Source organism: Klebsiella sp. MISC125, assembly GCF_051131775.1.
Lineage (GTDB): Bacteria > Pseudomonadota > Gammaproteobacteria > Enterobacterales > Enterobacteriaceae > Klebsiella.
Genome location: NZ_CP180448.1, coordinates 2214771 through 2232402, shown reverse-complemented (window position 1 = coordinate 2232402; position 17632 = coordinate 2214771). Strand labels below are relative to the sequence as shown.

The 17632-nt window shown below is 51.1% G+C and carries 19 protein-coding genes and 1 tRNA gene; 12 read left to right on the top strand and 8 right to left on the bottom strand.

The genetic code is table 11. From position 1 onward, the window contains the following. Window positions 1-133 precede the first annotated feature (133 nt). Window positions 134-209, top strand: a tRNA-Asn gene (locus tag ACMYSL_RS10495). Window positions 210-281: 72 nt separating this feature from the next. On the opposite strand, the gene ACMYSL_RS10490 is transcribed toward ACMYSL_RS10495, so the two are convergent. The 4 genes from ACMYSL_RS10490 to ACMYSL_RS10475 form a co-directional block, all read right to left on the bottom strand. Further along, window positions 282-614, bottom strand: coding sequence for a type II toxin-antitoxin system PemK/MazF family toxin (locus tag ACMYSL_RS10490; RefSeq protein WP_434662671.1), 333 nt, complete (start codon window positions 612-614; stop codon window positions 282-284). After that, a complete protein-coding gene (locus tag ACMYSL_RS10485) occupies window positions 615-872 on the bottom strand; it encodes an AbrB/MazE/SpoVT family DNA-binding domain-containing protein (RefSeq protein WP_434662668.1) in 258 nt (85 codons plus the stop codon). A gap of 350 nt (window positions 873-1222) precedes the next feature. After that, complete coding sequence (locus ACMYSL_RS10480) at window positions 1223-1708, bottom strand: hypothetical protein (RefSeq protein WP_434662666.1); 486 nt, start codon at window positions 1706-1708, stop codon at window positions 1223-1225. Then, complete coding sequence (locus tag ACMYSL_RS10475; protein ID WP_434662662.1) at window positions 1692-2528, bottom strand: winged helix-turn-helix domain-containing protein; 837 nt, start codon at window positions 2526-2528, stop codon at window positions 1692-1694. Before ACMYSL_RS10475 ends, ACMYSL_RS10480 begins: the two co-directional genes overlap by 17 nt. A gap of 784 nt (window positions 2529-3312) precedes the next feature. Between ACMYSL_RS10475 and ACMYSL_RS10470 the strand changes: the two genes are divergently transcribed. The 10 genes from ACMYSL_RS10470 (at window position 3313) to ACMYSL_RS10425 (ending at window position 12541) form a co-directional block, all read left to right on the top strand. Next, window positions 3313-3813 carry a helix-turn-helix transcriptional regulator gene (locus ACMYSL_RS10470; RefSeq protein ID WP_304260299.1) on the top strand — a complete coding sequence of 167 codons (501 nt, stop codon included), beginning with the start codon at window positions 3313-3315 and terminating at the stop codon, window positions 3811-3813. Between the two features lie 40 nt (window positions 3814-3853). Continuing rightward, complete coding sequence (gene fimA, locus ACMYSL_RS10465; RefSeq protein WP_110275408.1) at window positions 3854-4396, top strand: type 1 fimbrial major subunit FimA; 543 nt, start codon at window positions 3854-3856, stop codon at window positions 4394-4396. A gap of 72 nt (window positions 4397-4468) precedes the next feature. Then, window positions 4469-5008, top strand: a complete 540-nt coding sequence (locus tag ACMYSL_RS10460) for a fimbrial protein (protein WP_130624362.1) — start codon at window positions 4469-4471, stop codon at window positions 5006-5008. A gap of 67 nt (window positions 5009-5075) precedes the next feature. Beyond that, window positions 5076-5765, top strand: a complete 690-nt coding sequence (locus ACMYSL_RS10455) for a fimbria/pilus periplasmic chaperone (RefSeq protein WP_434664015.1) — start codon at window positions 5076-5078, stop codon at window positions 5763-5765. 75 nt (window positions 5766-5840) lie between these two features. Continuing rightward, window positions 5841-8468 (top strand): fimbrial biogenesis usher protein, encoded by a 2628-nt coding sequence (locus ACMYSL_RS10450; protein ID WP_434662659.1) that lies wholly within the window; start codon window positions 5841-5843, stop codon window positions 8466-8468. A 13-nt stretch (window positions 8469-8481) separates the two neighbouring features. Beyond that, on the top strand, window positions 8482-9009 hold the full coding sequence (locus ACMYSL_RS10445; RefSeq protein WP_434664012.1) for a fimbrial protein: 528 nt from the start codon (window positions 8482-8484) through the stop codon (window positions 9007-9009). Between the two features lie 12 nt (window positions 9010-9021). After that, window positions 9022-9525, top strand: coding sequence for a fimbrial protein (locus tag ACMYSL_RS10440; protein WP_181485707.1), 504 nt, complete (start codon window positions 9022-9024; stop codon window positions 9523-9525). A 17-nt stretch (window positions 9526-9542) separates the two neighbouring features. Next, on the top strand, window positions 9543-10448 hold the full coding sequence (locus tag ACMYSL_RS10435; protein ID WP_434662656.1) for a fimbrial protein: 906 nt from the start codon (window positions 9543-9545) through the stop codon (window positions 10446-10448). 28 nt (window positions 10449-10476) lie between these two features. Continuing rightward, entirely contained in the window at window positions 10477-11946 is a 1470-nt protein-coding gene (locus tag ACMYSL_RS10430; RefSeq protein WP_434662654.1) for an EAL domain-containing protein, read from the top strand. A gap of 136 nt (window positions 11947-12082) precedes the next feature. Continuing rightward, window positions 12083-12541, top strand: coding sequence for a hypothetical protein (locus tag ACMYSL_RS10425; RefSeq protein ID WP_434662650.1), 459 nt, complete (start codon window positions 12083-12085; stop codon window positions 12539-12541). 141 nt (window positions 12542-12682) lie between these two features. On the opposite strand, the gene ACMYSL_RS10420 is transcribed toward ACMYSL_RS10425, so the two are convergent. The 4 genes from ACMYSL_RS10420 to ACMYSL_RS10405 form a co-directional block, all read right to left on the bottom strand. Continuing rightward, entirely contained in the window at window positions 12683-13021 is a 339-nt protein-coding gene (locus ACMYSL_RS10420) for a DUF1869 domain-containing protein (RefSeq protein ID WP_110275567.1), read from the bottom strand. Window positions 13022-13029: 8 nt separating this feature from the next. Beyond that, a complete protein-coding gene (locus tag ACMYSL_RS10415) occupies window positions 13030-13362 on the bottom strand; it encodes a DUF1971 domain-containing protein (RefSeq protein ID WP_181485703.1) in 333 nt (110 codons plus the stop codon). 206 nt (window positions 13363-13568) lie between these two features. Next, window positions 13569-15494 (bottom strand): putative bifunctional diguanylate cyclase/phosphodiesterase, encoded by a 1926-nt coding sequence (locus ACMYSL_RS10410; RefSeq protein ID WP_434662647.1) that lies wholly within the window; start codon window positions 15492-15494, stop codon window positions 13569-13571. A gap of 10 nt (window positions 15495-15504) precedes the next feature. Then, window positions 15505-16002 (bottom strand): molybdopterin-dependent oxidoreductase, encoded by a 498-nt coding sequence (locus ACMYSL_RS10405; RefSeq protein WP_110275423.1) that lies wholly within the window; start codon window positions 16000-16002, stop codon window positions 15505-15507. A 302-nt stretch (window positions 16003-16304) separates the two neighbouring features. On the opposite strand from ACMYSL_RS10405, the gene shiA reads away from it, so the two are divergent. Beyond that, window positions 16305-17630 carry a shikimate transporter gene (shiA, locus tag ACMYSL_RS10400; RefSeq protein ID WP_434662645.1) on the top strand — a complete coding sequence of 442 codons (1326 nt, stop codon included), beginning with the start codon at window positions 16305-16307 and terminating at the stop codon, window positions 17628-17630. Window positions 17631-17632 lie beyond the last annotated feature (2 nt).

Here is a 17632-nt window from a genome sequence, read left to right as displayed (position 1 = left end):
GACAGTGCAGATTGCCGCGCACAGTGGCAAAAATGGGCTTATTGCTGAAATAGTCAGCAAACGAACGGACTTTGGCGATTCAGGCTTTGACAAGGTGGGTGGTCATCGTTACTATGCGCCCCGTTCACACGATTCCTCTGTAGTTCAGTCGGTAGAACGGCGGACTGTTAATCCGTATGTCACTGGTTCGAGTCCAGTCAGAGGAGCCATATTTAAGAAGCCTGCTTAGGAAACTAAGCAGGCTTTTTGCTTTTCTGCATCTATCTGTCACTTCAAAAACATCAGCTCAGAATGGCTTCCAGCCTGGCCAGCACTTCATTCATGATAGCTTCAGGTATTCGCTCCAGACGCTTGCCGTTCCGGGCTTCCATATCAATGGTTCTGGGCTGGTCACAGCGAATGATGCCCGTTGTTTTCGTTCCTGCCCCGTCAAGCGATACGGCAAAACCCGCTGTACGGGCAAAATTTCCGCCGCTGGTGACGGGTACAACTACAGGTAGCCGGGTGAATTGATTAAACGATGCCTTCGATACGATCAGCACTGGACGCCTCCCGCTTTGTTCATGTCCGGCAATCGGATCCAGTGAGACAAGCCAGATTTCCCCTCTGTCCATTTACAGGATCTCCTTACCCACCGCAGGCGCATCAAGCCATTCCCGATCCTCTTCGCCCATTTCGGCATGCGGATCGCACTGTGCCAGCAGTTCTTCCAGAGAATATCGAGGCCGTTTCTGAGGTTCAATAACCAGGCGGCCATTATCAATGGTCATGCCCACTTCGCTGTCCGCCGACAGCGCCAGCGTTTTCAGCACGGCAGGTGGAACCGCCAGCATAACGGATCCGCCAACCTTTTTCAGGCGAGTAATGTACATAGAACACCTCCAAATATTATATTTAAATATAACATTTGAGGCTGGTAATGCATAGTTTTTAGTCAATTCCATTGCGGGTGATTTCCTTAGCGTAACGAAGCCTGATAATAGAAAACTGTTTTTGCGTTTCAAGGGATTATGACGAATCAGATAAACAAAATGCGGCGCAGCTTCCGGATGTGGGCTGCGCCGGAGTATTCGCGATATCACAAGAACCAATCAGGGTCGTATCACGCTTTGATCTCGATAATGATGGTCATTTACGTGATTTAATTTTAGAACTTCTGACAACCTTCCAGTCTCCATAGCACGTTCTTCAGTACCAGCAGAGGAAATATAAGTCAAATATATCAATTAGATACACATATAAACGATGGCGAATACAGGTTTTGCACCACGTAGGTATTTTTCATTTTTTGGATTTTGATATACCGTCCGGAATCTGGATCGGGGCTAAAGAAGACCTTCTGCATCACCCCTTCAATCACGTTGTCCGCGTCTCTCTTTGAGAGGGAAGTTTTGACCAGGTGGTAAATGTTATTTTCTTTCACTTCATAATCAAAATGATATGACCTTTCAACGGTGTATCTCACATCGTTGATCATCACCTTGCCAGACACATCAAAGTATCCAGAATGATTTCCCCGCATAAGCAAGAAAGTCTTAAAGCTTGCATCAAAGCCGGATGAACCTGATTCAATTCGCATATTGGCCGAGCAATCAAAACCACTCTTATGATGGTATGAGTACATCAACAGGCCAAAAGCCAAAATGACACATAAGATGAAAGAGGCAATGTAAACATTCACTCTTGGGACTTTACTTAGTAATTGCATAATCTGCCCTGTAATAGTTCTCACATGAGTAAAAGTTGTCCTTTTTTGCATTTGAATATATGCAGTGAGCTAAAAATCCCCTTCCCTCATTCCCTTTTAATACTGACTCTGAAACGCTAAAGTAAAAAACACTGTTATCTGAGCAGCGCATCCCCTCTTTTGCGATAAGCTGCCGGGCCAGATCAATAAGCTGTTTTCTATGTTCCACCGGAACTGAGCTAAAACTCCGAACCGGGCAAGTATCGATATCACCTAAATAATAGATATCATCCTTCTCAGCCCAAAAATGCAGATGAAAGAAATCATTTTTGAAGCCCACAAACAGCAGCGTTAAAGTGAGCAGCGCAAGACATGCATAAGAGACATTCTTGATAACAGAGCTTGATGATCTATTTTGTTGATTGCCGGCTTTGCTTTCACGACTCTCTTCAACGTCTCTTTCAATATGACTTCCAACGCCATTTAGACTGCGGGCATCGTTTTCTGGGCGGTCAATTATCTCTATCGCAATGCTTTCAGATACCCTGAACCCAATTTTGGGCACGGTAACGATAACCTCTTCAGTACACCCCATATTCCTGAATACGGCTCTCAGGTCCGAAATATACTTATTGAGACTATGGCTGGAAGTCCGTAGCCCATGCGCATCCCAGACTTTTTCAAGGATCTCATCCCGATAAACCACACGCTCTCTATGGTCTAAAAGGAATTTAAGCAGGCGACTTGTTGTGGCTGTTAGCGCGACGTTAGAGTCATCATCGAGCCATACCAGCCCGTCATCACTCCTGAAATGAATCGTACCTTGAATTTTGTAGATCATATACTAGCCTTTCAAATAATCCTCAGACGCACACAATCCGCATAGATTTGGCACAAACAGCATCTTATGCTGAATTCCATTATAATTTTCTTATAAATTAGATTATAACATCTAAAAATCGAAAAAACAAAATACATATAACCAATGAAAAATTCAATGGTATTATTGTCTCCATCGAAACAAGGGGCTGCCTGACTCATCGGAGCTTACCTTCCACTGGAGACAACATGGCCACGCCGCGGTAAGCAGAGATAAAGAAACCTGATGCTGCGGTAGAGATTAAGAGACAAATACATAAGCATAAAATAATAACGCCATGTAATTAATTGCATGGAAAAAACATAGCATCTATGGTGGTATTTTCCTCTTCAGGATTAGATACCCGGAGCGGAATATGCAGATATTTTATATGAGTATAAAAGAACAAAAATATGCTTTTAGCGTACTAATGATAAGAAACACTGGAAATCAGGGAAGAATATTCCCTAAGAAAATTCCAATATAAAGAGTATGCCTATTGTTTTACGTAAAATGATAACTAAATCCTATCATTTTATTTATATAAAAGTCGTTATGGACATTGAAATTTGAGATTTTAAACCACCAGACAGCCAGTTTGGCAACATATGACCCTGCAATCTGTGTGTTTAATAGCTATTAAGTCCTTTAGCTTATCAGCTGCATGTCTCATAACGATATGCGATGGTAGATTACTCCTAATTCGCTGAATGATTTTAATAACGATGAGTTAAAGGTCAACCCAAGGATGAGATTGCGTTCAGATATGAATCTATCAACTAATATTTTATCTAAGGATAAATATTTTACCCGGGGCCTTATTGAACTGCTTGGGGTAGAGTTTATTGACAATTTCTTTTTGATTATAGACCTGGACTCCAACGATCTTTCTGGCTCGGAGTGGGTTTATTTTACGAATAAGAACATTGTTGCCTTTGCATCCAGCGACTTAGCCTTTTATAAGTCGGAGCTGTTTGAAAAAATAACAGTACTAGACAAAAAGAGTAACACCAAGAGCATCCTGAATTTCTTCTTAAAGAAAGAGATGTCGGGAAACTATCATACTAAATTCCATCTGAGTCTGCGCGAAAAGCAGATATTAAGTATGTTAAGCAGAGGGGAAAGCAACCAGGAAATAGCAGAAGAATTTGGCGTGAAACTTAAGACTATTTATACGCATCGCCGCAACCTGATGAATAAACTGGGTTGCAGAAATAGGATTACGTTTCAAAAATTATTTTTTAACAACAAATGTTTTTTTAAGTGAAGCACCGCTTCAGGATTATTTAATCAACAGGAGATTTACCATGAACAAATTAGCACTCATCGTTATTTCAGCATTGTCCCTGAGCTCTGCAGCGGCCCTGGCAGCGGATGCCACGGTGAACGGCGGTACGGTGCATTTCAAAGGTGAAGTGGTTAACGCAGCCTGTGCAGTTGATGCCGGTTCTATCGACCAGACCGTTCAGTTAGGCCAGGTTCGTTCAGCACGTCTCGCTACCGCGGGCAGCACCAGCTCTGCAGTCGGCTTTAACATCCAGCTGAATGATTGTGACACCACCGTTTCCGAAAAAGCGGCTATCGCTTTCACCGGCACGGCAATTGACAGCACCAACCCAACCGTACTGGCACTGCAGAACTCCGCTGCGGGCGGCGCGACTAACGTCGGCGTGCAGATCCTTGACCGTACCGGTGTTCCACTGGCGCTGGATGGCGCAACCTTCGGCGCGCAAACCACTCTGAACGATGGCACCAACGTCATCCCGTTCCAGGCTCGCTACTTCGCGACAGGTGCAGCCACAGCGGGTACTGCTAACGCTGACGCCACCTTTAAAGTGCAGTACGAGTAATTTCTTCATCAGGCAGGGAAGCACATCGGGCCAGGATGGCCCGTTATCCGAATTAAGACTGGGGTGATAACGATGCAAAGGATGAAGTCAGGTCTGTTGATATTTTTGCTCCCACCGCTGGCGCTGGCCGGTAACCAATGGGACATCATGCTGCCCGGTGGAGGCATGCGTTTCCAGGGGCTTGTCATTGCCGAGTCATGCCGCGTTGAAGCGGGCGATCGGCAGATGACGGTCAAGATGGGGCAAATCAGCAGCAATCGGTTTCATTCTGCGGGCGAGGATACCAATCCCGTCCCCTTCGATATTCACCTGCAGGAGTGCAGTACCGCCGTGAGCCAGCGCGTTGGCGTGGCATTTCACGGCGTCGCGGACGGTAAAAACCCGGACGTGCTCTCGGTGGGCGAAGGACCGGGGATCGCCACCGGCATTGGCGTGGCCCTGTTTGATAAAACAGGCAATCTGATCCCACTCAATGCGCCACCAGCATCATGGACACAACTGCACACGGGTCCAACTACCCTGCATTTTGTCGCCAAATATCGTTCCACCGGGAATCAGGTCACCGGAGGAGCAGCAAATGCTCAGGCCTGGTTCTCCCTGACCTACCAGTAATCAGTACCGGTAACAGGAAATAACAGTGAGTAAGAAAGAGGTAAGCATGAAAAATACACTGGGTACTATGCGCGGGATGCGCGGTTTACTGGCAGGACTTTTACTGATCGCCGCCACCGGTTTCGCCGCGCAGGCGCAAGCTGGGGTCGCGCTGGGTGCAACTCGCGTCATTTATCCGTCCGGGCAGAAGCAAGTTCAGTTGGCAGTGACCAATAACGACGAGAACACCTATCTGATCCAGTCCTGGGTAGAAAATGCCGATGGTGTGAAAGACGGACGTTTTGTTATCACTCCGCCGCTGTTTGCCATGCAGGGGAAAAAAGAGAACACCCTGCGCATCCTTGATGCCACCAATAACCAGCTGCCACAGGACCGGGAAACCCTGTTCTGGATGAACGTCAAAGCGATCCCGTCGATGGACAAATCGAAACTCAGCGACAACACCCTGCAGCTGGCGATTATCAGCCGCATCAAGCTCTATTATCGCCCGGCAAAGCTGGCGCTGCCGCCGGATCAGGCTCCGGAAAAGCTGAAGTTTCGTCGCAGCGCGGGCTCGCTCACGCTGATTAATCCGACGCCTTATTTTCAGACGGTTACCGAGCTCAATGCCGGAACCCGCATTCTGAAAAATGCGCTGGTCCCGCCGATGGGCGAAACCACCGTCCAGTTACCCTCCGATGCAGGTAGCGAAATTACCTATCGGACGATCAACGACTACGGCGCACTGACTCCGCGTATGAAAGGCGCTATGCAGTAACTGAACGGGGAGCCGCGCTCTCCCCCCTGAACTAAAAATATACCGATTGCCGGGCGACTTTGGACCGGAGGGACTATGTCACATCTGAAATATGGACTCGACCGTTTGGATACCCGGCGCATTGCTCCAGGATCGGCGCGCATATTCGCGCAGATCCCTCTTGCCTTTTTACTCGCCTCACCAGCCTTTTATGCACAGGCGGAACTCTATTTTAACCCGCGTTTTCTGGCGGACGATCCCGCGGCCGTAGCGGATCTTTCAGGTTTTGAAAAAGGCCAGGAGTTGCCGCCAGGTACCTATCGCGCAGATATCTATCTGAATGACGGGTATATGACCACCCGCGATGTCACCTTTAATGTCGACGAAAAAAGCCACGAACTGGCCCCCTGTCTGACGCGTGGGCAGCTTGCCAGCATGGGCGTCAATACGTTGACCATTGCCGGAATCGACGTACTGGCAGCGGACGCCTGCGTGCCGTTGACCGAGATGATAAAAGACGCCACTACCCGCTTTGATGCCGGGCAGCAGCGGCTCTGGATAACCGTTCCCCAGGCATTTATGGGCAACCGCGCCCGCGGCTATATTCCGCCTGAACTCTGGGACCATGGGATTAACGCCGGGTTGCTGAACTACAATTTCACCGGCAACAACGTCCACAACGACGTGGGCGGCAGCAGCAACTACGCCTACCTGAACCTGCAAAGCGGCCTGAATCTGGGCGCCTGGCGCCTGCGTGATAACACCACCTGGAGCTACAGCAGCAGCGGTAGTTCGTCGATCAGTGAAAACAAATGGCAGCACGTTAACACCTGGCTGGAGCGAGACATCACGCTGCTGCGCTCGCGCCTGACGCTTGGCGACAGCTATACCAACGGTGATGTCTTCGATGGCATTAACTTCCGCGGCGTGCAGTTGGCGTCCGACGATAACATGCTGCCGGATAGCCAGAAGGGCTTTGCCCCGGTAATCCACGGGATTGCCCGCGGCACGGCCCAGGTCTCGGTGAAGCAGAACGGCTATGAGATCTACCAAAGTACGGTACCGCCTGGTCCGTTCACTATTAACGATCTCTATGCCGCAGGCAACGGCGGCGATCTGCAGGTGACCATCAAAGAGGCCGACGGCAGCAGCCAGGTCATCAGCGTCCCCTACTCGTCGGTCCCGGTGCTCCAGCGCGAAGGCCATACCCGCTATGCCGTCACTACCGGTGAATACCGCAGCGGCAGCACCCAGCAGGAAAAACCGAAATTCTTCCAGGGCACTCTACTGCACGGGCTTCCGGCTGGCTGGACGCTGTACGGCGGCACCCAACTGGCGGACCGCTATCGCGCCTTTAACCTCGGCGTGGGGAAAAACATGGGGGAACTGGGCGCCCTGTCGCTGGATATCACTCAGGCCAACGCCACCCTGCCCGATGACAGCGATCATCAGGGGCAATCAATCCGCTTTCTGTATAACAAATCGCTCACGGATACCGGCACCAATATCCAGCTGGTGGGGTATCGCTACTCCACGCGCGGCTATTTCAGCTTCGCCGATACCACCTACAACAGGATGAGCGGCTACAACGTCGAAACGCAGGATGGCGTGGTTGAAGTGAAACCGAAGTTCACCGACTACTACAACCTCGCTTACAACAAGCGCGGCAAGGTACAGCTCAGCGTCACCCAACAATTGGGTCGTACCGCCACCCTCTATCTGAGCGGTAGCCATCAAACCTACTGGGGCACCGGCAAGGCCGATCAGCAACTACAGGCCGGACTGAACGCCGCCGTCGACGATATTAACTGGACGCTGAGCTACAGCCTGACCAAAAACGCATGGCAGCAGGGGCGCGATCAGATGCTGGCGGTTAACGTCAATATTCCGTTCAGCCACTGGATGCGCTCGGACAGCAAATCCGCCTGGCGACACGCCAGCGCCAGCTACAGCATGTCTAACGATCTGAATGGTCGAACCACCAGCCTCGCAGGCCTGTACGGCACGCTGCTGGAAGATAACAACCTGAGCTACAGCGTGCAGACCGGCTACGCGGGCGGCGGCGAAGGCAACAGCGGTGCGACCGGTTACACCGCGCTGAACTACCGCGGCGGCTATGGCAATGCCAACATCGGCTATAGCCGCAGCGACGGCATCAAGCAGCTTTATTACGGTCTGAGCGGCGGCGTACTGGCCCACGCCGATGGCGTCACCCTGAGCCAGCCTATGAACGACACCGTGGTGCTGATTAAGGCCCCTGGCGCCGACAATGTGAAAGTGGAAAACCAGACCGGAGTTCAGACCGACTGGCGCGGTTACGCCGTACTGCCTTACGCCACCGAATACCGGGAAAACCGGGTAGCGCTGAATACCAACAGCCTCGCCGATAACGTCGATCTGGACGATGCGGTGGCCAGCGTGGTCCCGACCCACGGGGCGATTGTCCGCGCTGAATTTAAAGCTCACGTCGGGCTCAAGCTACTGATGTCGCTTATCTATAACGGCAAACCGGTCCCCTTCGGCGCGCTGGTCACCTCGGACAGCAACCAGGGCAGCAGCATCGTCGCCGACAACGGCCAGGTTTATCTGAGCGGGATGCCGCTGGTCGGCAAAGTACAGGCGAAATGGGGTGAAGGCCCGAACGCCAGCTGCGAAGCCGACTATAGCCTGTCGCCGGAAAGCCAGAACCAGATGCTGAGCCAGCTATCAGCCGAGTGCCGCTAAGGAAACCATGATGATGAGAAAAACCCTTTATCTGCTGTGCACCGCCCTGTCGCTGGTGGTTGCCAACGCCAGCGCGGCGGACAGCACCATCACCATCAGCGGTTACGTTCGCGATAACGCCTGCGCCGTCGCGGGCGAATCCAAAGATTTTACCGTCGACCTGCTGGATAACGCCGCAAAACAGTTCCATGCGGTCGGGGCCACCACGCCTTTGGTGCCCTTTCGCATCGTACTGTCGCCCTGCGGCAGCTCGGTCACAGCGGTGAAAATCGGTTTTGTTGGTATTGCCGATAGCATCAATACCGACTTGCTAAAACTCGACGACGGGGCGACAGCCGCAGCGGGCATGGGCGTGCAAATCCTTGACGCACAGCAGACGATGCTACCGCTTAACGCCGCGTCAGCCACGATCCCATGGACCACGCTGAGCCCCGGTCAGACCAATACGCTGAACTTTTATGCCCGGCTGATGGCCACTCAGGTACCGGTGACCGCCGGACACGTAAATGCAACCGCAACATTCACTCTCGAATTTCAGTAACCGGAGGCGCTGATGAAATTTACCCACACAGGGTGGCTTCTGGCCGCGATGCTGGCAGCGACCTCCCCAACGCTACAGGCCGCCGACGTGACCATTACCGTTAACGGCAAAGTGGTGGCCAAACCCTGTACGGTGTCCACCGTCAACGCCACCGTCGATCTTGGCGATCTTTACACCTTTAGCCTGGTCTCGGCTGGCTCCTCTTCGCCCTGGCACAGCGTGGCACTCAACCTGAGTAACTGCCCTGTTGGCACCTCACGAGTCACCGCCAGCTTCAGCGGCACGGCGGATGCCACTGGATACTACAAAAACCAGGGCACCGCAGGAAATATCCAGCTTGAGCTGCAAGATGACGGCGGCGTCACCCTGAACACCGGCGCGACAAAAGGGGTTCAGGTGGATGATGCGACCCAATCCGCCAGCTTCCCACTACAGGTCCGCGCACTGTCAGTCAACGGCGGAGCTACCCAGGGAACCATTCAGGCAGTGATTAGCGTCACCTACACCTACGCCTGATTCAGGAGAATATGTTAATGAGAAAGATGATAACCCTGTTGATGACGCTGCTGTTGGCGGGTTGGTCGCTCAACGCCTGGTCCTTCGCCTGTAGAACTGCTGGCGGAACCACCATCCCCATCGGCGGCGGCACGGCGAACGTTTACGTGAACCTCGCCCCGGCGGTCAGCGTCGGGCAGAACCTGGTCGTTGACCTGTCAACGCAGATTTTTTGTCATAACGATTTCCCGGATACGATGGTCGACTACGTAACGCTGCAGCGTGGATCGGCCTACGGCGGTGTGTTGTCGAGTTTTTCGGGCACTGTCAGGTACAACGGCACCAGCTACCAGTTTCCGACCACCAGCGAAACAGCGCGGGTGGAATACAACTCAATAGTCGATAAACCCTGGCCTACCCTGCTCTATCTGACGCCCATCAGCACCGCAGGCGGGGTGGCGATTTCCGCCGGGTCATTAATCGCCGTGCTGATCTTGCGCCAGACCAATAACAAGGACAATGACGACTTCCAGTTCGTGTGGAACATTTACGCTAACAACGATGTGGTGGTTCCAACCGGCGGCTGCGACGTTTCTGCTCGCGATGTGACGGTGACGCTGCCGGAATATCCAGCTTCAGCGGTAGTACCGCTGACAGTTTACTGCGCGCAAAGCCAGAATCTGGGCTATTACCTCTCCGGGACCACAGAAGATGCTGGCAACTCAATATTCACGAATACCGCATCGGCCTCTCCGGCGCTGGGGATTGGCGTTCAGCTAACGCGTAACGGTAGCGCGGTTCCCACCAATAGTACGGTGTCCTTAGGCAACGTGAGTACTTCGGCGGTGAACCTGGGCTTAACGGCTAACTACGCGCGCACCAGCGGACAAGTGACGGCAGGCAACGTGCAGTCAATTATCGGGGTGACTTTTGTTTACGAATAATTCGCCCATACCAGACAGCGAGTCGGGGGTGGATTATATCTTGTCTCCCTGCTCGCTGGCCGCCACGGGGCTAGTCGCCATGATGATTGAAGGCGGGATGCCGCCCGTAGTGCTGTCCTCGGACACCACGGTGATACCCGTCAACACCCACGTTCACCGTATCGTGGTATTTTTGCCCGACTCGCCAGCTAAGCTCCTTAGCACACTCCGGCAAGCCGCAGACCTGCTGGAGCACTCCAACGTGCCGCTGCCGATGCTGCTTCTCAGCCGCAGCCCGGCGAACTGGCTGTGGCACACGCTGTTGCATCAGGTTGCAGACCGGCGTCTGCTTTCTGAAGTGCGCGCCGCCGCCTCCGATCTCCCCGTCTCCTGCCTGTCAGTACTGCTTCAGGATCACATTCTGGAGAGCTATCCTTTGCTTGAGCAATTATCAGACGAAGAGGCACAAGTTCGCGGAAAACGCCCCGGCGGGCTAACCAGGCCGGAGCTCAACGCCATTCTCGGTCTATTCAGCGGATACAGCGCTATCGTCCAGGCGAAACGCCGCGGCATCAGCCATAAAACCCTCTACAACCAAAGAACTGCAGGACTGAAAAAGATGGTGGAACACCACCCTCAGCTGGCCGCTTGTTTTCCCGGCGGTCAGCTCAAAGGAACGACAAATAAAGCCCTCAACGCGCTGTCCACTTTTGAGCGCGAATTTGTGCATGCTATTTACAGTCGGCAAATTTTCCCGGTTTTCCAGCCCATCACCGATGAGCATCTGCAGGTTCGGGGAATAGAGATCCTTTCCCGCTGGCGTCGGAATGGCGACGTACTGCTGGCTGGCGATTTTTTACCGCAGGTACATTCTGAGTACGCGTGGCTGGTACTGACCGCATTTGTGCTCCAGGAGGCGGTACAGAATATTAATCAGCATCCTGGCGAGTGTTATTTCTCGGTGAATATTCCCGCCGCTATCGCCAACAATGAAAACCTGATCCGAATGATGGAAACGGCGCGCCAGCAGCTACGTCATCCCCGAATGTCTGACCGACTGGTGCTGGAATTTGCCGAAACCATAGATCCTCATCATCATGGAAAAATAGCTGAAAATATCGACCGACTGCGTAAACGCGGTTTTCGCATCGTGCTGGATGACTGCTTTTCACAAAGCAGCGTGATGTTTCCGGTGCGCACGGTCATATTCGACGCATATAAGCTGGATATGAGTATTGTGAACGATATGCAGTGCGACCTGCACGCGCTGACGCTGATAAAGAGTCTGGTCTATTATTGCCAGCTTACCGGTAGCCGCTGCATTGCCGAAGGCGTAGACAGCCAGGAAAAATTCAACCGATTGCAAGCGCTGGGAATCGACCGCTTTCAGGGATATTACCTCTCGCCGCCGGTGGAAAAAGATAACGTGGCTGAGCTGATTTTGCAGCTTTCGCATGGGATGGAAGGTCGGTTCGACGATGCACCTAACGTTCAGGTAAAGCATGCTATTCATTTTTAGCATTTCCAATAAAAACACAACTTCAGTTAATTAAAATATATTTTAAAAATTTAATTGAACTACCCTTCGCTTTTGATAAAGTACTTCTGAAGCCAGAACCATGAGAAAGCACTCATATCTTTTTCAGGAGCTAAAAATGCAAATTAAGGTTCAAGATGAACTGTATGTTGCTTACGTCAGCAATATGTTGTGTATTCCCGAAATCGCCAAATATTCTATCGATGCACAAAAAACAATAGAGTCAGAATTAAAAAAACAGAATATTAAAGTAGACAATAAATGGATTTTCATCTCTTACAACTTGCCTAAAAATGGCAAAACAAAATATAAAATAGATTTTTGCTTAATCGTTGATGAGCGAGCTCAGGCTGCCGGCACAGTGTCGGTTAAAAAACTGAATAAAGTCTCTTGTGTCTCCTCTTGTTACACTGGCCCTTTACGTTCGCTGTTCACCCAAGGATATGCGCCGCTGCTGAAAGATATTGTTGCGGGAAAAATTATGCTGACCAATGAAAGTCGGGAGGTTTATCACTTCTGGAATGGACCTTCAGCCAAAGATAATCAAATCGAAATCCAGTTTATACTGGCGGACTAGTTATCTTTCCAATAGCAGTGGTGCTGTCAGAAAAAAATTTGGATTTGCCTGACATCAGTTGGATTCGCCGTCGTACGCCACAGGCAGTTTATCGTCAGCTGACCATCGACGGCAGCTGACGGTTCTGCTTTAACAAACCCACTACCAGCCGCAGACGTTGGTCTCTTCATCAGACTCGTAGCCGCGCACGATGTTGATCAGGTCTTTAACCGCATCAGCAGCGATGGTCGGGTCCTGCAACTCAGCCAGGGTAGCGAATTCATTGTCTACCGATACACCATTATTATTGTTGGTGACCGTCAATATAAACCCTTTTCCTCCGGCATTATCCGCGGACAGCGTAGAAATAAGCTCAGATACGGCCTGTACGGCGATATCAGGGACATAAAGGGCCATCGGCTTAAGATAGACTTTCTCTTTTTTATCTTTATTGTTGCCGTTAATCACCGCTAACGAGTAACCCAGATTTTCACTGTTCATTATCTTCCTTAGCCCTCAATCAGAATTTTAGGATCGACATAAAAATCGACATTAAAAACGGTATCTTCAGTTAATGCTTCAATGCAGTGCCATTTCTCTGGAGGAAAAACGCCAAATTCACCTTCGGCAATAGTTAACGTTTCAACCGGATCGGGGCTGGTCTCGTCAGCAAATCCCAGATAGCGTATCGCCCCTCTCATAACCGACAGACGCGGATAGACGCCCTGCCGGGTCCCGGCATCAAGATGTCGTTTCCAGATTGACGCCGGAGCGGTCTCTTTGGTCCACAGCGGCGTACTGCGGGTCTGGACATAGTGGGTCGGGATAATGATTCGCTGCATGATTCTGCCTCTCTTTACGCACTATCAGTGCGATAGGGAACGGGAAAATATGTTGCATATCATATACCCCTTTGAGTCACTGGGGGGATTATTTTTTGGCAAACGTTGCACCTACCCCTATTTATACCCACCAGGAGTTAGATACTCACTAAAATAGATACGGGAGATTCTATAAAATCGAAATCGCCCGCAAAAAGTAAGATAAGTTATTTATTCCCAGATGAGTTCAGCGGCCCGGGCTTACCAATTAAATATCCTTGCACCAGATCGCATCCTAATTTCTGCAACGACTTCAGCTGCTCTTCTGTTTCAACACCTTCGGCAACGATACGCATATGCAAGCTTTTACCCATGCTGATAATCAAGCGGACGATATCGAGATCATCTTTCTGACCCGGGATATTAATCACAAATGAACGATCGATTTTTATCTTATCAAAGGGGAAATAACTCAAGCGCGATAGCGATGAATACCCGGTACCAAAATCATCAATAGAAATTTGAACGCCCAGTTCGCGCAGCTGGCTGAGGATCTCTAAGGAACGGGTGTTTTCGTTAAATACATCCGACTCGGTAATCTCCAGATCGAGGCGGTGCGGATCGAGCCCAGTACTTTTCAGTATCGAAATGACGGTATCGGTCAGCGAACTGTTAATAAGCTGAATGGGCGAAACGTTAACCGACACCTTGAGCGGCGATGACCAGCTGGCGGCCTCCCGGCAGGCGGTTCTGAGTACCCACTCACCCAACGGGTTAATCAGGCCGATTTTCTCGGCCACCGGGATAAATTCGCTCGGCGGTACGCTACCGCGCAGCGGATGAAACCAACGGACCAGCGCTTCATAACCGTAGATTTCACCGTTAATCGTATCGGCAATAGGCTGGTAGTAAACCCTGAACTCACCTTTATCCAGAGCCTGCAGCAGATCGTCTTCAAAGGATTTATTCTCCTGCAAACGCTCAAGCATATCGGGACGGAATATCTGTACTTTGCCGGAACCCTCTTTTTTCGCTTCGTACAGCGCCAGATCGGCACACTTGTATAAATAATCGGTACGGCTCTCGCCATCAGAAATAACAATCCCGATGCAAGCGCCGATATGGATCAGCGAATCATAAATCTGATACGGCTGACTGATTTTTTCGCGAATGACATTCGCCCGCTCCAGCGCCATCTCCTCGCTTAAATCGTGCGAAACAAGCGCAAACTCATCGCCCCCCAACCGATACAGCGTCTCTGACGTTTTGCGAAAAAAGGAGAGACGGCTGGCTAAATCCTGCAGTAGCTTATCCCCGGCATCGTGGCCCTGGGTATCATTCACATCTTTAAAATTGTCGAGATCGAACAGCATCACCACCGCCGAGCCGTTATAGGGCCGGACCTGGTTAACTATCTCCTGCAACCGTTGCCAGAAAGAGAGTCGGTTGGGCATACCGGTCAGCGAATCATGATAGGCGTCGTACTGCAGCCGACGGTTCTGCACTTGCAGTTTTTCTTTTGATGTCTGCAGATCGTTGGCCAGTAATTTCATCCGCACATGTGCACGACGCAGCGTATTATTTTGCCGCAGCATCAGCAGACCCAGCGTGATACATAGGGTAATCAACAGGATAGAAATGGCTGAATAGATATAATACAGGTTCTGTATTTTATCGTGGGTCAGGTTAACAATATTGATGTCCTGAGCAAGCGAGGTTGACGCTATTGAGGTCATAGGTCCGTCCAGCGTGCTCATTTCGCGCAGTAGCGGTTTTAACTGCGCGGTCGTCATGGTATTCAGTTGCTTATCCAACTGATTCAGGATACGTACCAGGCGGGCAACCGTCGCCTTACGCTGCGCATCTTTACCAATAAACTTTCCCAGATCGCCCTGCTGTAGCAGCGCAATCTGGCTCATCATAATTTCCAGGCGCAGGCGCACCTCATCGCGATCGCTTCCCTCAACGCCCATCCCCATCGCACTCAGCCGCGCTTCAAGGCGCATGTACTCGGAGACTATTTGCGAGACTGACCACGAATCGGTGTAACGCGTTAATTTTTGCAGCTCACTTTGTCGCTCATGTACCAGATAGGTAATGTATCCGGTAACAATGAAAAGCGACAAAATAATGGCAGTGAGTATTCGATTCAAGATCAAACCCTTACTCAATTATAATCTTCGAAACCTGCCATGCTGAACGGGAATAATAGATTTGATTCTGCAATTCCGGGCTGCTGTCATAGGGGTAAACAATAAATAAAGGCCCTTTATCGCGAATGCGCATATATTCGCCATTCATTTTTAAAGCCAAAATAACAGGGAATTTTTGAAAATCATCAAGCGGAACGATGGTGGTATAATCATTAAGCGCCAGCACCCTGGCGGACTTTCCTTTAGCACCGACTAAATCCATGAGTTTACTAAGGGAAACCCCGTCAAAGCGGACTTTCCCGGAATACCATGGCGTCGTGGTCACTGTCGTTTCCATGCCCAGTTTTTCTAATGCTGCGACATCAAAAACGGCCGTATCGCCTTCATTCGTATTCCCAATCAGTCCGGAAATAGTTAAAACGGGTTTCCCCACAGGCATCGGCAGTTTTTCTGCAAAAGCGGAAGGCAAAACCATGACACAAAATAAAGCTGCAAAAAATAAACGCATTTAACTCACCATTCCGAAATTGGAGACATGTTAATTGTAAACCATTTGCGTGAATTCTTAAAAGATGTCCCCATCGAGACTAAAAAAATAAATTAAAGACAATAAGCCAACTCTGAAGCTCACATTCTGAGCGGCCAGGAAGACCGTTGTCCTTTCCTCTGTCCAGGCGCTATATGCCTTTCAGGACAAAGCCCAAGTAAAAATCTTTTCTCTTTTCCATCAGCGCGGTAGTCTCAATAGAACGCTAATCAGGAAAGCGTCTCATTCCAAAAATTATAAATTCAGCAACAGACAGGACAAGTATGGACTCAACGCTCATTTCTAATCGCCCCGGCAAGGAGGCAAACTCACTCAATCGCGCCCGCAGGGCGGCCTGGGGCAGCTTCGCCGGGGCCGTGGTCGACTGGTACGATTTTCTCCTCTATGGCATTACCGCCGCGCTGGTTTTTAACCGGGAGTTCTTTCCGCAGGTCAGCCCGGCGATGGGCACCCTGGCCGCCTTCGCCACTTTCGGCGTAGGCTTCCTCTTCCGCCCGCTCGGCGGAATTATCTTCGGCCACTTCGGCGATCGCCTTGGGCGCAAGCGTATGCTGATGATGACCGTCTGGATGATGGGGATAGCGACCGCCTGCATCGGCCTGCTGCCTTCGTTCAATCAGATTGGCTGGTGGGCACCAGCTCTGCTGGTTCTACTGCGTGCCGTGCAGGGTTTTGCGGTAGGCGGTGAATGGGGCGGCGCGGCGTTGCTGGCGGTAGAAAGTGCGCCAAAAAATAAAAAAGCGTTTTACAGCAGCGGCGTACAGGTAGGCTACGGCGTAGGGCTGCTACTCTCAACCGGCCTGGTGTCGCTGATTAGCTCATGCACTAGCGATGAACAGTTCCTCAGTTGGGGCTGGCGTCTGCCGTTCTTGTTTAGCGTGGTGCTGGTGCTGGCGGCGCTGTGGATCCGTAACGGCATGGCAGAATCGGCTGAATTCGAACAGCAGCAGCGTGATCAGCAGAGCCAACCGAAGAAAAAGCGTCTGCCGGTGGTAGAAGCTCTGCTCCGCCATCCGGGCGCTTTTTTAATGATCATCGGTCTGCGCCTGTGCGAACTGCTGACGATGTATATCGTCACCGCCTTCGCACTGAACTACTCCACGCAGAATCTCGGCCTGCCTCGCGAACTGTTCCTCAATATTGGCCTGTTAGTCGGCGCCATCAGCTGCCTGACCATTCCCTGCTTCGCATGGCTGGCGGATCGCTTCGGGCGACGTCGGGTGTACATCACTGGCGCGTTGATCGGTACGCTTAGCGGTTTCCCATTTTTTATGGCGCTCGAAAGCCAGTCCTATTTCTGGATCCTGTTCTTCGCGCTGATGCTGGCGAACATCGCCCACGATATGGTGGTTTGCGTCCAGCAGCCGATGTTTACCGAGATGTTTGGCGCCAGCTACCGCTATAGCGGGGCCGGGGTGGGATATCAGGTTGCCAGCGTAGTTGGCGGCGGCTTTACGCCGTTTATCGCCGCCGCGCTGGTCACCTTCTCAGGGGGTTCATGGCACAGCGTCGCTATCTATTTGACCGCAGGCTGCCTGCTCTCCGCCCTGACGGCGATGTTGATGAAGCCCAGTCGCCACGCTGAATAGTC

Coding starts and splice junctions, on each gene's coding strand:
- ACMYSL_RS10490 (WP_434662671.1), bottom strand. CDS start 614: ATGGACAGAGGGGAAATCTGGCTTGTCTCACTGGATCCGATTGCCGGA.
- ACMYSL_RS10485 (WP_434662668.1), bottom strand. CDS start 872: ATGTACATTACTCGCCTGAAAAAGGTTGGCGGATCCGTTATGCTGGCG.
- ACMYSL_RS10480 (WP_434662666.1), bottom strand. CDS start 1,708: ATGCAATTACTAAGTAAAGTCCCAAGAGTGAATGTTTACATTGCCTCT.
- ACMYSL_RS10475 (WP_434662662.1), bottom strand. CDS start 2,528: ATGATCTACAAAATTCAAGGTACGATTCATTTCAGGAGTGATGACGGG.
- ACMYSL_RS10470 (WP_304260299.1), top strand. CDS start 3,313: ATGAATCTATCAACTAATATTTTATCTAAGGATAAATATTTTACCCGG.
- fimA (WP_110275408.1), top strand. CDS start 3,854: ATGAACAAATTAGCACTCATCGTTATTTCAGCATTGTCCCTGAGCTCT.
- ACMYSL_RS10460 (WP_130624362.1), top strand. CDS start 4,469: ATGCAAAGGATGAAGTCAGGTCTGTTGATATTTTTGCTCCCACCGCTG.
- ACMYSL_RS10455 (WP_434664015.1), top strand. CDS start 5,076: ATGCGCGGGATGCGCGGTTTACTGGCAGGACTTTTACTGATCGCCGCC.
- ACMYSL_RS10450 (WP_434662659.1), top strand. CDS start 5,841: ATGTCACATCTGAAATATGGACTCGACCGTTTGGATACCCGGCGCATT.
- ACMYSL_RS10445 (WP_434664012.1), top strand. CDS start 8,482: ATGAGAAAAACCCTTTATCTGCTGTGCACCGCCCTGTCGCTGGTGGTT.
- ACMYSL_RS10440 (WP_181485707.1), top strand. CDS start 9,022: ATGAAATTTACCCACACAGGGTGGCTTCTGGCCGCGATGCTGGCAGCG.
- ACMYSL_RS10435 (WP_434662656.1), top strand. CDS start 9,543: ATGAGAAAGATGATAACCCTGTTGATGACGCTGCTGTTGGCGGGTTGG.
- ACMYSL_RS10425 (WP_434662650.1), top strand. CDS start 12,083: ATGCAAATTAAGGTTCAAGATGAACTGTATGTTGCTTACGTCAGCAAT.
- ACMYSL_RS10420 (WP_110275567.1), bottom strand. CDS start 13,021: ATGAACAGTGAAAATCTGGGTTACTCGTTAGCGGTGATTAACGGCAAC.
- ACMYSL_RS10415 (WP_181485703.1), bottom strand. CDS start 13,362: ATGCAGCGAATCATTATCCCGACCCACTATGTCCAGACCCGCAGTACG.
- ACMYSL_RS10405 (WP_110275423.1), bottom strand. CDS start 16,002: ATGCGTTTATTTTTTGCAGCTTTATTTTGTGTCATGGTTTTGCCTTCC.
- shiA (WP_434662645.1), top strand. CDS start 16,305: ATGGACTCAACGCTCATTTCTAATCGCCCCGGCAAGGAGGCAAACTCA.